Genomic DNA, 12,735 nt, shown 5'->3' with positions numbered 1-12,735 from the left:
TCGCTCACACGTCATCTCGGGACAGTGGACAGGATAAGCAGCGTGGGCCGCCGCGCCCGGAACCCAGTTCGGAACCCGGGATTCGGAGTACCTCGATGCCCGCGTCGGTCAGCCGGGAGTTGGTCATCTCATTGCGTTCGTAGGCGACGACCACGCCTGGGGCGAGCGCCAGGGTGTTGTTGCCGTCGTCCCACTGCTCACGCTCGGCGGTGACGCCGTCGAGCCCGGTGTCGATGACCCGCATCTTGCTGATGCCCATCGCCTCGGCGGCCGCGGGCAGGAACGGGTCGGGACCGCGCATGCTCACCCCACCACCGTCCCGAACGCCGTAGCCGTCTTCACGGTGAATCGTGAATGCGCACAGCGAGTCCCGCACGGCGGGGTACATCACGATGGCGTCGGTGTCGACCATCGTGCACACCGTGTCCAGGTGCATGGTCGCGCGATTCTGTGCGATCGGCACCACCAGCACGGTGTGCGCGAGACCGTCGTCGAACAGACTGCGCGCCAGTGCTTCCGCCCCGGCGGGTGAGGTCCGCTCGCCGACGCCGACCGCTACGACACCAGGTCCGAGCAGCAGCACGTCGCCGCCCTCGATGGGTGCGGTATGCGATTCGTAGGCGCGGCGCACCCCGAGGAAGCGGGGATGGAAGGCGTAGATGAGGTCGGTGAGCGAGGTCTCGCGTATCCGGGCGGGCAGGGCGAGTGCGGTGATGGCGACGCGCGGCCCGACCCAGAACGAGGAGTCCCTGGTGAACAGCAGATTCGGTAGCGGATCGATGACGAAATCGCCGCCGTGGTGCATCCGGCGCACCAGCGAGGGCGTGTTGGGGCCGAACGGCAGTTCATCGAAGGTCATGCCTGCCATCAGAATGTCGGCCAGTTCGCGCGCAGGCACGCCGCGCAGGTAGGCGGCCAGTTCGTCGGCGAGCCCGTGCCCGAGCCTGCGCGCATCCACGGCCCCCGAGATGCCCTGGATTCGGGCGGCGCCGCTGACGTCGAGGGTGTCGGCGAGCAGGTCGGCGAGCAGCAGCACCTCGACGCCGCGCTCGCGCAGCACGCCGGAGAAGGTGTCGTGTTCCTGCTGGGCCCGCTCCACCCACGGGATGCCGTCGAAGAGCAGTTGATCGTTGTTGCGCGGGGTCAGCCTGCGCAATTCGTCACCGGGCCGGTGCAGCAGCACCGTGCGCAGTGTGCCGACTTCGGACGTGACGGCAAGGCGTCTGCCGGGGTTGCCGGCGACCCCGCGCCCGTTCCCGTCCGGCTCGCCTGCGTGCCCACCCTGCACAGCCTCTGCTCCCATGATCCGACCGTAGTTCGCCGAGGGCTCGAGAGCACGCAATTGGGGTGTGTTCGATTCCTACCCCAGCACACCCTAACCTGAAGTATTGTTTAGGTGGATGGAGGAGTGTTGATGTCGACAACCGATTGGCGAGCAAAGGAACTGACCCCCGGGCAGCTGTCCGAGCGTAGCGGAGTAGCGGTGTCCGCGTTGCACTTCTATGAACGCGAGGGTCTCATCTCGAGCCGTCGTACCAGCGGAAATCAGCGCAGGTACGCGCGCGAGACGCTGCGACGCGTCGCCTTCATCCGTATTTCGCAGCGCGTCGGCATCCCGCTCAGCGACATCCGCGCCGCGCTGGACAAACTACCGGAAGGCCGCACCCCCACCCGGCGTGACTGGGAGACCCTGTCCACCACCTGGCGGACCGACCTCGACGACCGCATCACTCAGCTGACCCGGCTGCGCGACAACCTCACCGGCTGCATCGGCTGCGGGTGCCTGTCGCTCGGCAGCTGCAGGCTGGTCAACGAGCACGATCGGCTCGGCGAGCAGGGACCCGGTGCCCGAGTGCTCGACGTGCAGCTCAACTGCCCGTCGAAGCCAGCAGCCTGCTGAAGCGAGCGCTGACCCTGCGGATGACGAATTCGTAGGGGTAGGCGAATTTCCGCGACCACCAATACCCGAACCGGATATCGAACGAGGTGTAGACCAGGAACCTGTTGCGTTCGATGCCGCGAAGGATCTGCGACGCAACATGTTCCGGCTCCACCGCATGCTTGGTGAACGCGCCGGCCAGCCGACGCACCCGCGGGTCGTCCTTGTCGATGCCGACCAGATCGAAGGACTGCACCAGCGGCGTGTTCACCGCGCCGGGCACCACCAGATGCACCGAAATACCGTGGCGCTCCAAATCGAATCGCAACACCTCGGAGACGCCGCGGATGCCGTACTTGCCCGCGCTGTAGGCGGCATGCCACGGCAGCGCGAGCAGACCCGCCGCCGAGGACACGTTCACCAGCGCCCCGCCCCGGCCCGCCCGCACCATCGGCGGCACGAAGTTCTCGATCACGTGGATCGGGCCCATCAGGTTGACGTCCACCATCTTTCGCCAATGCCGGTGTTCGAGGTTCTCGACGGTGCCCCAGGTCGAGGTGCCGGCAATGTTCATCACGACATCGAGGGTGCCGAACTCCACGTGCACATCCTTCGCGAACTCGGTGACCGCGTCGTAGTCGGTGATGTCCAACGCCCGTGCCAGGAGCACGACACCGCCCGCCGCCCCGATGGCCGACACCGTCTCGTCGAGTCCTTCGGCATTGATATCCGTCAGCACCACCTCGGCGCCGTCCGCCGCGGCAGCGAGCGCACTCGCCCTGCCTATGCCGCTGGCGGCGCCCGTCACCAACACCCTGGCGCCCTGCATCGTCCTACGGCCTGCGCGTCCGCGACCAACCATTCGCACCGGTGAACCCCATCTCCCATAGCCCCGAATCAGTCCTCGCAGGGTACTGTGCGCCGCCTATCGGTCCGCAAGATCATCGGCAATCGCGCCGCAGGCGAAGGCAATCATCGGCCGAGGACCGCGAGCATGCCCGCGACCGCCCGCGGCCAGGTGAATTGCTCGGCCCGGCTGCGCGCGGCCTTCCTGCGTCCCGCGGTCGGCAGTGCCAGCACATCGGTGACCGCTCGGGCGAAATCCGAAGGATGATCGGCGGCCACCGCGCCACACTCCGCGGTGACGATATCGGCCAGCGCGGACGATCGGCTGGCGACGACCGGCGTCCCGGCCGCGAGCGCCTCCAACGCGGCGAGGCCGAAAGTCTCGTGCGGGCCGGGCGCCAGCGAAACGTCCGCGGTGGCCAGCAGTTTCGCCACCATCGACCGATCCGAGATGAACCCGGTGAAATGCACCGCCGGTAACCCGCCCGGCAGCACAGGCAGCGCCTTGGCGCGGCGCTCCAGCGCCTCGCGTCGCGGGCCCTCGCCCGCGACGACCAGCCGCACCTCCAGGCCCGCCTTCCGCAGCGCACCCACCGCCTCGATGCTGCGGTCGACCCGCTTCTCCACCGAGAGCCTGCCGCAGTGCACCAGCAGCGGATGCCCCGGTACGCCGAGATCGGCCCGCAGCGCATGATCACGCCGACGCGGACTGAACAGCTCCAGATCGACACCGAGCGGTACCAGTTCGACATTCGATGCACCGACGCGCAGAAACTCCGCGCGCGCGAACTCCGTGGTGCACACCACGATGTCGTAGTCCGCGGCGGTCCGCCGGTTGGCCACGTCGGCCCAGCGGCGGGCAGCGGGACCCGGCATGACCTGGCCGAGCAACCGATCCAACCGTTCGTGCGAGATCATCACGCTCGCCACCTCGCGCCGCCGCGCCCATCGACCGAATCCGCGCAACGTCAGCCGATCGGACACCTCCAGCACGTCCGGACGTAAGCCGGCCAGCACGTCGGCCACCCGCCGCGGATCTGCCGCCCGGTAGCCGCCGGTCCATGGAATGCCCAAGGCGGGCAAGGTAATCCGCACCGCACCGGTCGGCAGTAGTTCTTCGGCGCGGCGCGGCCCCGGCACGATCAGCACCACCTCGTGTCCTGCTGCCACATAGCCCTCACCGAGGTGATGCAGTGCGGTGCGCAGCCCACCGGACCGCGGGCCGTAGAAGTTCGCCAGCTGCACGATGCGCACTCCGCCGATCGTGCAGCGGATCGGGACCGATGCGCCCAACGGCGCATGAACAGCCGTGAACGAACCGCATAACGGCACAGCCGGACGGATTTCCGTCGCTAGTCGCGCTGGCCGAGCGACGGCGACCCAACCACAGTTGCACCGGACCTCGCGAAGGCAAGGCAGCCGCTTACGGCACTGCCGGACTGAGTCCATCTCTAGTCGCGCTGGCCGAGCGAAGGCGACGCAGCCGCCGTTGCGCCGGGCCGAGTGAAGGCGGCAGCCGTGTGACCAGCTGATTCGCGCAGTGGGTCAGTACTTCGCCGTGCCACGGCCCGCGCGCGGCAAATCGAGGTCCAAGGGGATTCGGCCCATCGCGAGATGTGGCTCGACCTCGTCTGCGGGCATCGGCCGGGCGATCAGAAAGCCTTGCGCCCGATAGCAACCCAAACCGACCAGGGTGCGCGCCGCCACCGGCGTCTCCACGCCCTCCCCGACGACACCGAGGCCGAAGGATCCGGCCAGGCCGATGATGGACTTCACGATCGCGAGGTCGTCGGTGCTCGCGCCGAGGCGCTGCACGAAGCCGCGGTCGATCTTCACCGCGTCGACCGGCAGCGCTTTGAGGTGCGATAAGGAGCTGTAGCCGGTGCCGAAGTCGTCGATGGCGATCTGCACGCCCATCCGCTTGAGTCCACGCAGTGTGACCTGTGTGCGGGCCAGATCCTGTACCACCACATGCTCGGTGATCTCCAGGCACACCGAACTGCCGTCGATGCCGAACAGCCGCAGGATGTCCTCGATGCGCTCCACGAAGTCGAGGCTGACCAGCTGAACCGGCGACACATTGATCCGCATCACCACATTCGCGGCCAGGCCGCGCCGCCGCCATTCCGCGAACTGGGCGCACGCCGACCTGATCACCCAGCGGCCGAGTTCGCCCGCCAGATTGGTTGCCTCCGCGACGCTGACGAACGCACCGGGCGGCAACAGGCCCCGCGTCGGGTGCAGCCAGCGAACCAAAGCCTCCAACGCGACGATCCGTCCGGTGCGCAGGTCGACCTCGGGCTGATAGTGCAGCAGCAGCGAGCCGTCGGACACCGCGCCGCGCAGGTTGAGTTCGACATCGTCCTGCAGTTCGAACTGGGCGCGCATAGCATCGGTGAACACCGCGACGCCATTGCCGCCACCCGACTTGGCCGACAGCAGCGCATGATCGGCCCGGCGCAGGACATCGGCGACTGTGGTCTCCCCCGGGATGCCCACCGCGACACCGACACTCGCACCGCGGCTGACCGACTCGCCGCCGACGGTGACCCGCCGCCCGATGAGCTGCTGGATTCTGGTCGCCTCCAGCTCGGCCGCCACCGCGTCCATCGGTTTGGCAGGCACGATCACGAACTCGTCGCCGCCGAGCCGGGCGATCATGTCGTTCGAGTCCAGGTTCTCACGCAGTCGCGAGGACAGCGTGCGGATGAAATTGTCACCAGCCGTGTGGCCGAGGAAATCGTTGAGCGCCTTGAGTCGATCGAGGTCGAGGAAGAACGCGGCCACCGGGCCGGAACTGCCCGCGTGTAATCGTTCCTCCATGTGCTCGAGCAGCGCACGGCGGTTGGCAAGTCCGGTGAGATCGTCGTGCAGTGCGATGTAGCGCAGCCGCTCCTCGGCGACCACTCGCGCTTGCAGCTGCGCGAACAGCGCGGCAATCGCCTTGAGCACGTTGAGTTCTCTGGTGCTCCAGTCCCGATCGCCCTGTTTGATGAAGCCGAGCACGCCGGTCGATTCACCACGCGAAAGCAGCGGGACAGCGGCCATGGCGACCTCCGGGATCCCCGAGGAACGACGGATCGTCTCTTGATAGTCGGCGGATTCCACGGTCGGGCGCACCACGATCGGCTCGGTGGCGTGTTCGAGCTCGCGGAACACCGAATCCGCGCTCTCGAAGAACACGACCTTCAGCGGATCGGGATCCGGGATGTCACCGCGATGCGGCCACTCCGCGATGAGCACGGTGGCTCTTCGCTCTCGATCGGTGTGTCGCAAATAGCTGAAATCGACGTCGAAGTGCTCGACCAATCTGGCCAGCACCCGCTCACTCGCCGCCACCATCGTCGTGGCGTCGACGCCCATCAACTCGGAGGCGACCTGGGTCACCAATGAGTCGAGCGTTCGCCGAGGCACCTTGTCTCCGATCGTGCTAGCTGCGGTTGCCCGCGCCCGGCACTGGAAGCCGCCTGCTGCGGACCGAGGCTGGCGCCGCATAGCTCAGGCGAAGCACCAATGCCATGATCTCATGCCCAGGCACTCCCAGCAGGTCCAGGAAACGGCCCTGAAGTGACGCTAGTGTATCCGCGAAATCCGTGGAAATCGCGATCAGCTCGTCGGGGTGCCGTGCATACAGGAACACCGGAGAGACCGGTTGCACCGCGAGTCCACGCCGTTGTGCCTCGAGCCAGACGCGCTGCATTCCCGCACCCGCACGGGCATAGTCGGTCAGTCCAGGCCCCGAGGCCCCCTTCTGGTGGTTGAACGTCACCGCGACGAGCGCCGAACTCGACAGCACCCGATCCGCGGTGTGCTCGCCGAGCGCGGCGCCGCCGGACCATTCGCGTAATCGGTCCATCACATCCGCGCGGCGCCCGATCTCGAGCTTCGCGTACTCGTCGGCGGCCAACTCCATACCGCAGACGTCGATTCCGGTGAGCAGATCGTCGCCGGGCCACCGCAGCTCGGCGAACATCTCCTGATGCAGCCGCGGCGTCAAATAACGGATTCGATCCGATTCGCCGAGCAATTCGGCCGCCGTCGCGAGGTCGGCCCGGTCGGTGATGCTGTGCAGCGTTACACCCTCGGTAGCGGCGGCCGCGGCGAGGCCGGCGAGCACACCGCCGGTCAACGGCGCACCCGTGCCGAGCCGCCGGTTGGTCTCGCGGGCCAGTGCGGCCTGATAGTCGCGGGCCAGCAACGCATCGGTGGCCGTACCGAGACGCAGCACCGCGGACAGCGCCGTGGTTTTGCTCTCGAGGAATTCGTGTTCGCCGAGCATGCCGTGTACGGCAGCCGCGGCGCGCGCATTGTGCAGCGCGGCACCGATCGCCACTGCGCTGCCCCGATAGCCGATATCGAGGGCCGCGGAGCGCGGACGGGCGAGATCTATCCGCAGGTCGGGCCCATCGATCCGCAGCGACCACGGCTGGGTGTTACCGCCGGAGGGTGCGCGCTGGGCACATTCGAGCACGCTCAGCAGCGCGGTCCCCGCCGGTGCCGGTTTGCCCGCAACCGCTTCCGGCTCGCACACCAGCTCACCCACCGGCTCCGGCTCGGCCAGCTCGTCGAGACCACGCTCCAGATCGATGCGCGTGCGCCCGGACGAAAGTTTCTGTCCGAGCCCGAGCCTGCGCACCGCCGCGGCCACGATGGCCGCGCCGAGCTGTACATCGCTGCCGAGCTGCGGCCATGTGGTGACCGATTCGTCGATCTCCACCAGACTGGCGGCCATCCGCGCCGACAGCTCTTTCGGATCGAGAATCCGCATGACGTGGGGCGCCTTGTCCCTGGTGGACAGCCCGCGCAGGTCGGCGCCCTCGGTGGTGCCGAGCAGTCCGTGGAACGGCGGGCGGCCCGGCTCCAGGTCGTAGCGTTCGACATCGAGCAGGCCACGATCGCTCGTGTCCATCAGCAGCGGGATGCGATGCCTGCGCGCGCCCTCACGGACGGCGAACTTGATGTCGAGCGAATCGCATTCCTCGATCACGATCGACAGTCCCGTCAGGAATTCGTCGACGGAGTCTTCGTCGATGCCCGCGGTGCGCACCTCGACCGGCAGATAGGGATCGAGCTCGGCGATCCGGCGCGCGGTCACGATCGACTTGTTCACCCCGATGTCGAAGATGCCGCCCGGCACCCGGTTCAGGTTGGACAGCTCGATATCGTCGAAATCGGCAAGGCGCAGCAGGCCACAGCTGCCCTCCATGGCCAGGGTGTAGGCAACCGCATGGCCGACACTCTGCCCGACGACGCCGATTGTCAAGCCCGCCAGGCGTTTCTGCTCGTCCCTGGTGAGCTTGTTGCGATTGCGGTCCAGCCGGATCGCCCGGTAGGTGCGCTCGCCGGGCAGTCCGACCAGGGTGCGCCGCCACGGGTAGTAGACCCACCGGTCCGGATCCGGATCGTCGAGGGTGGGCCGTGACCGCACCTTGGCCAGCTCGCCATGCAGCACATCCCGCAGGTCGATGATGCGGACCTGGGGTGACTTTCGCAGCTGTAGGAGGATCGGGGCGTCGTCCGGGGCGTTTTCATCGAGAATCAGCGGCCTATAGTCCGCGACCGGGCCGGGGTCACCGTTCATACCTGCGCCCGTCCTCCGATCCGTGGTCACCCGCACGGTGCCCACCGTGCGGCTGTGCATGCCAGGCTTCGAGCGCGGCCTGCTCGAGCGCTATCAATGAAGTCTGCAATTTTGTGGCAAATGACCGATATGCCTGGGTGTCCCACCACACGGGGACCGTGTGATAACGGTCGTCCGGATAGGGGACAGACGGTATCCGATCGGCCACTCGCCCACCACTGGAGCGATAGAGTTCCAGGCTGTGCGAGGCGGTGGTGACGAAACCGAAGCGCGCATCGAGCAGCCAGGTCGCATGCACAACACAGCGGGACAGCGCGGCAGTGAGCGCAGACCGGCGCGGCGCATTCCGCGCCACCCACACCGCTTTGACCTCGACGACACCCTCCGGTATCCGCTCGGCAATCATCGTGCGCAGCGCGTCTGCACCGGGTCGCCCGGCCCAGGCGCCGAGCGCGTGCACGTCCTCGACCGCCGAGTACGGCCCCTGCGCCCGCAGGCCCGCGACAACCTCGCCGGAAGGATCCACGGCGGTGCAGAACAATGTTGTCGTACAACCGTTTTCGACTTTGTCGTATTCGAGCGCGTGATCGACATCGTAATGCCGGTAAACCTGCAGCGCACCGCGCAAGTATCGACGCCAGAGCTCGGGATGCGCCTCCGGAGTGGTGACATGAAAGACATATCCGGAATGCATATCCCGAAAGCGCAACACCTCGGCATCGCGTGTGCCCCCTGGGCCGACTGCGATTACTTCGACAGTCATGGTGTTCCCTACTCCGTAGCCACCGCGCCCACGCGCGGTCAATCGAGCCGGTCCAGCTCTCACACCCGACAGCCCGCCGGTCGGGTGAGATTGCCTAGGGAAGTATCCGTCATCCGAAAGGAATTGACCAGACGACCGGTTAATCTTCCGAAAACTAATTTCGGCCCCCGAAATCACCGCAGGTCAGGCCGCACCTTTCGAACGAGGAACATAACGTGGAGACCAGTTGGTACCGAGATAGCTACCTTTCAGCAACTAGACCAGGATCGAGATGAACAGCTCCACAGACTCCGGTCCGTGCCAGATCTCGACCTCTTCGCGGTAGGCGCGAGTGATCTCCGCCGAGGCAGTCGCATCGTCGACCTGCGCCCACACGTCCTCGACCGGATCGTGGTAATCGCCATTCGGCACGAAGCGCGCGTAGACGCCCTTCGGCACCTTGACCAGCACATCACCGACCGGAACCACGTCGGGCGCCGGATATTCGAAGCAGACGACAGCGTTGAAGTTCCCCGCGGGATCCGGCACGTACACGGTGTACATCGGGTGATCGGACCGCTGCTGCTCGCCCGCGCGGTCACGCAGCCGGTCCTTGAGAAACTCGATCAGGTCGCTATTGCTCACCTTGAAGCTCGGCCGCACCCGCGGCACCACCAGGCCTGCGTAGATCGCCTCACCACGCACGACAATCGCATAGGTCATCGCGCATCTACCGCCAGGTAGAGGTCGATCTTGTAGGCGTGCGGGTAACACTCGAAGTCCCCGGTATAGGTGCGTTTGATGTAGTTGTGCTCCTCGGCATAGGCGATCTGCGTCCATAGGTCGGTCATCACCTGCGGGAAGTTACCGACCGAGGAGAACCGGGCATAGGTGCCGCGCGGCAGCCGCGCGACCAAGTGACCGCGGGTGACGTCCTCGAACGACGCGCATTCGTAGCCGACGATCTGGGTGTTGTACGTGCCGAGCTCACCGGTGTAATCGGTGTATGCGCTGGCCAGCGGGCCACCGAGCTCCTGATGTAGCACCGCGGCCCAGGCCGCCTCCAGATCGTGATCACGCAGTTCCCCGAGCGCACGTTTCGGGCTGCGCACTGGCAGCCCGGCAACCCACGTTTCGTCTCGCTCGACGATTTCAAACTGCATGGAAAGACTCTTTCGAGGTGAATCCGGGGGCGATGCCCGCATCCGGTCGGCCAGAAAGGCCATGCTATCAACCCGACCCTCGTGGTCACGATCACATGTCCGGGTCGTTATCCGCAGCTCACGGCCGTACCGACCTGGACACACGTCCTGGATGCAAACTTCTGGTTACGAGAGCTGACCCGCCGCTGATTGTGATTGGGTTTCCTTGTGTGCCACACCATCGCCGAGTTGGACACCGTCGTCGCGGACTGCCGCGCCTGCCCGCGGCTTGTCGCCTGGCGCGAAAGGGTGGCGCGGGAGAAACGCGCCGCCTTTCGCGAGGAAACCTATTGGGGCCGCCCCGTCCCAGGATTCGGCCCGCCCGATGCCCGGCTGCTGATCGTCGGCCTCGCCCCCGCCGCCCACGGCGGCAACCGGACCGGGCGCATGTTCACCGGCGACCGCAGCGGCGACGTCTTGTTCGCCGCTCTGCACGCGGTCGGCCTGGCCAACCAGCCCACTTCCATCCGACGCGACGACGGCCTGCGGCTGACCGGAGTCCGCCTCACCGCGCCCGTGCACTGCGCACCACCGGACAACAAGCCGACGCCGGACGAACGCGACCGGTGCAGTCACTGGCTGCGTACCGAATTGGCATTGCTCGCGCCGACGGTCCGGGCGATCGTCGTGCTCGGAGCGTTCGGCTGGCAGGCGCTGCTGCCCGTGCTCGCCGCGGCCGGGTGGATCGTTCCTCGGCCACGCCCCAAATTCGGCCACAACGCCCGCATCACGCTGGCACCATCCGACGACACTCGCGAACCGTTGCAGCTCTTCGGCTGCTACCACGTCAGCCAGCAGAACACCTTCACCGGGCGACTCACTCCCGCCATGCTCGAAGCAGTCCTCGCCGATGCCGCAACCGCGGCAGGCCTGCCTACAGCTGCCCGGCATTGATCGCGCCTCCTCCTACCGAGCCGAATGGCGGTCGTCCGGAGCCCACAGCGGGAAGTCGCTCAGGACAACGGCTTGCGCAACGTCAACCGAAGCGACAACCGGTGCACGCCGCTGGGCCGATTCACTTGCCTGCGTTGCCGAATGGGCAAGCCGACCAGCATGCGCGCCGACAGCAATGCCAGCCGCAGGTGCCCGGACACGGCCCGCTTGGAGAACGCCACCGACCACACCGTCTCGACAGTGTTCGGGGCAAGGGCGCGATTGCCGAATCGATCCGACAGCCAATCGATGATCACCGGCGCTCCGATGAACTGCAACGGGAGGTGGGTGCTGAGTCGGTCGCGCAGATACCGAACATGCACGCCCGCGGCAACATACCGGTCGACGTGCGCATCGACATCGGCTACCGCGATGACCTCGTCGTACACCCCTTGCAGTACCAGCAATGGCATCGCGGGCGTGCGATCGCCGGGCCGGATGTCGGCCAGGATACGTTGCAGCTCCGGCGCGTCCAGCAGGCCGGCCAGACCGCCGGTGCAATGGTCATCGAGATTGCGGCGCGCGAAGCGGTACAGCAGCGGGAACGTCGTCGTCGACTCGGCGGCCGCCATGAGCCGGAGATAGTCGGCATCCAGCCGGGAGCGCAGCAGCCGGTCCAATTCCGGGTAGGCCCGGCACAGTCCGGCGGTGAAGACCGCGGCAAACCCGGCGAAGAGTCCGCCGTTCATGCGCACGAACGCCGCCGCGGGATCACCGACCGGCGAACCGGCCACCGCGCCGACAATATCGAGCTCCGGTGCGTACTCGCCCGCAAGCTCCGCCGCCCATGCCGTGGCAAGGCCGCCACCCGAATAACCCCACAGCGCAACCGGAGTCGAGGTGCCGAGGCCGAGCGGTTCGAAGGCGAGGGCGGCCCGAATCCCGTCCAGCGCCCGGTACCCGGGCTCGCGAGCGGCACCGAACTGGCCACCGGTCCCCTCGTGGTCGGGCACCGACACCGCCCAGCCGCTGGCCAATGCGCCCGCGATGAGCGGAAGCTCGAGCTGTGGAATGGCACCGGCGGCCCGCGCACCGCGCCGGAGTGCATACGACGGAAGACATTTCGAGGCGACGGCATCGATCGCGCACTGGAAGGAGACCAGCGGGCGAGCTGCCGTAGGATCCGCACCCCACGGCAGCAGTACCGTCGTCACCGCCACCTCGGGTGTGTCATCCAGGTCGCAGGTCCGATACAGCAGCTGCCACGCCGAAATCTTCTGCGCCACTCGACCGAACAGCGCCAACTCGACTTCTCGTGCGCGGACGACGGCGCCCGGCCGCAGCTGCCCGATCATTGCCGGCGGCAGGTAGAACGGATCCTGCTCCGGCAACAACGGCGCAGTGGCGGACGGCGTGTGATCGGGGCGGGTCGCGAACGCGGTCGGGTCGGCGGCGACACTCATCAGGGTTGATCCTTTCGAACGGCACGGCACAACATGTGCCGCGACAGCCGGCGCAGGTCACCGATGAACGAGAGCGCCGCGCCGTCGATGCCGCCGGCTGCCCGTATTCGAGCCTACGAATGCCCGAGAAGGAAAAGAATTGGCAGCGG

At 67.1% G+C, this 12,735-nt stretch carries 11 protein-coding genes; 2 read left to right on the top strand and 9 right to left on the bottom strand.

What is annotated here, in order from left to right; genetic code table 11:
• Nucleotides 1–4: 4 nt before the first annotated feature.
• The gene (gene arcA, locus ACLMAL_RS06345; RefSeq protein ID WP_411998219.1) at nucleotides 5–1,303 is read right to left on the bottom strand and encodes an arginine deiminase; all 1,299 of its coding nucleotides are present in this window, start codon (nucleotides 1,301–1,303) and stop codon (nucleotides 5–7) included.
• Between the two features lie 111 nt (nucleotides 1,304–1,414).
• On the opposite strand from arcA, the gene soxR reads away from it, so the two are divergent.
• Nucleotides 1,415–1,900 carry a redox-sensitive transcriptional activator SoxR gene (gene soxR / locus ACLMAL_RS06340; RefSeq protein WP_328406160.1) on the top strand — a complete coding sequence of 162 codons (486 nt, stop codon included), beginning with the start codon at nucleotides 1,415–1,417 and terminating at the stop codon, nucleotides 1,898–1,900.
• Here the strand turns inward: soxR and ACLMAL_RS06335 are convergent.
• The 7 genes from ACLMAL_RS06335 to ACLMAL_RS06305 all read right to left on the bottom strand — a co-directional run bounded on the left by ACLMAL_RS06335 (nucleotide 1,869) and on the right by ACLMAL_RS06305 (nucleotide 10,211).
• Complete coding sequence (locus ACLMAL_RS06335) at nucleotides 1,869–2,741, bottom strand: SDR family oxidoreductase (protein ID WP_328413410.1); 873 nt, start codon at nucleotides 2,739–2,741, stop codon at nucleotides 1,869–1,871. The genes soxR and ACLMAL_RS06335 overlap by 32 nt on opposite strands.
• Before the next feature lie 110 nt (nucleotides 2,742–2,851).
• A complete protein-coding gene (locus ACLMAL_RS06330; RefSeq protein WP_411998218.1) occupies nucleotides 2,852–3,979 on the bottom strand; it encodes a glycosyltransferase in 1,128 nt (375 codons plus the stop codon).
• A gap of 291 nt (nucleotides 3,980–4,270) precedes the next feature.
• Entirely contained in the window at nucleotides 4,271–6,088 is a 1,818-nt protein-coding gene (locus ACLMAL_RS06325) for a putative bifunctional diguanylate cyclase/phosphodiesterase (protein ID WP_411998439.1), read from the bottom strand.
• A gap of 67 nt (nucleotides 6,089–6,155) precedes the next feature.
• Nucleotides 6,156–8,306: an Rv1355c family protein gene (locus tag ACLMAL_RS06320; RefSeq protein WP_411998217.1), complete on the bottom strand. Its 2,151-nt coding sequence runs from the start codon at nucleotides 8,304–8,306 to the stop codon at nucleotides 6,156–6,158.
• The gene (locus tag ACLMAL_RS06315; RefSeq protein ID WP_411998216.1) at nucleotides 8,296–9,069 is read right to left on the bottom strand and encodes a hypothetical protein; all 774 of its coding nucleotides are present in this window, start codon (nucleotides 9,067–9,069) and stop codon (nucleotides 8,296–8,298) included. The genes ACLMAL_RS06320 and ACLMAL_RS06315 overlap by 11 nt, the downstream gene beginning before the upstream one ends.
• A 255-nt stretch (nucleotides 9,070–9,324) precedes the next feature.
• Nucleotides 9,325–9,771 (bottom strand): effector binding domain-containing protein, encoded by a 447-nt coding sequence (locus ACLMAL_RS06310; protein ID WP_406233156.1) that lies wholly within the window; start codon nucleotides 9,769–9,771, stop codon nucleotides 9,325–9,327.
• A complete protein-coding gene (locus ACLMAL_RS06305; RefSeq protein ID WP_328406170.1) occupies nucleotides 9,768–10,211 on the bottom strand; it encodes a GyrI-like domain-containing protein in 444 nt (147 codons plus the stop codon). Before ACLMAL_RS06305 ends, ACLMAL_RS06310 begins: the two co-directional genes overlap by 4 nt.
• A gap of 207 nt (nucleotides 10,212–10,418) precedes the next feature.
• Here ACLMAL_RS06305 and ACLMAL_RS06300 point away from each other — a divergent pair, with 207 nt between their 5' ends.
• The gene (locus tag ACLMAL_RS06300) at nucleotides 10,419–11,144 is read left to right on the top strand and encodes a uracil-DNA glycosylase (protein ID WP_411998215.1); all 726 of its coding nucleotides are present in this window, start codon (nucleotides 10,419–10,421) and stop codon (nucleotides 11,142–11,144) included.
• Nucleotides 11,145–11,203: 59 nt separating this feature from the next.
• Here the strand turns inward: ACLMAL_RS06300 and ACLMAL_RS06295 are convergent, their stop codons facing one another.
• Entirely contained in the window at nucleotides 11,204–12,586 is a 1,383-nt protein-coding gene (locus tag ACLMAL_RS06295) for a lipase family protein (protein ID WP_411998214.1), read from the bottom strand.
• Nucleotides 12,587–12,735: the final 149 nt, after the last annotated feature.

This window comes from Nocardia sp. CWNU-33 (assembly GCF_046764895.1).
Classification (GTDB): domain Bacteria; phylum Actinomycetota; class Actinomycetes; order Mycobacteriales; family Mycobacteriaceae; genus Nocardia.
The sequence above is the reverse complement of the archived record's forward strand: the minus strand, read 5'-3'. Positions and strand labels throughout refer to the sequence as shown.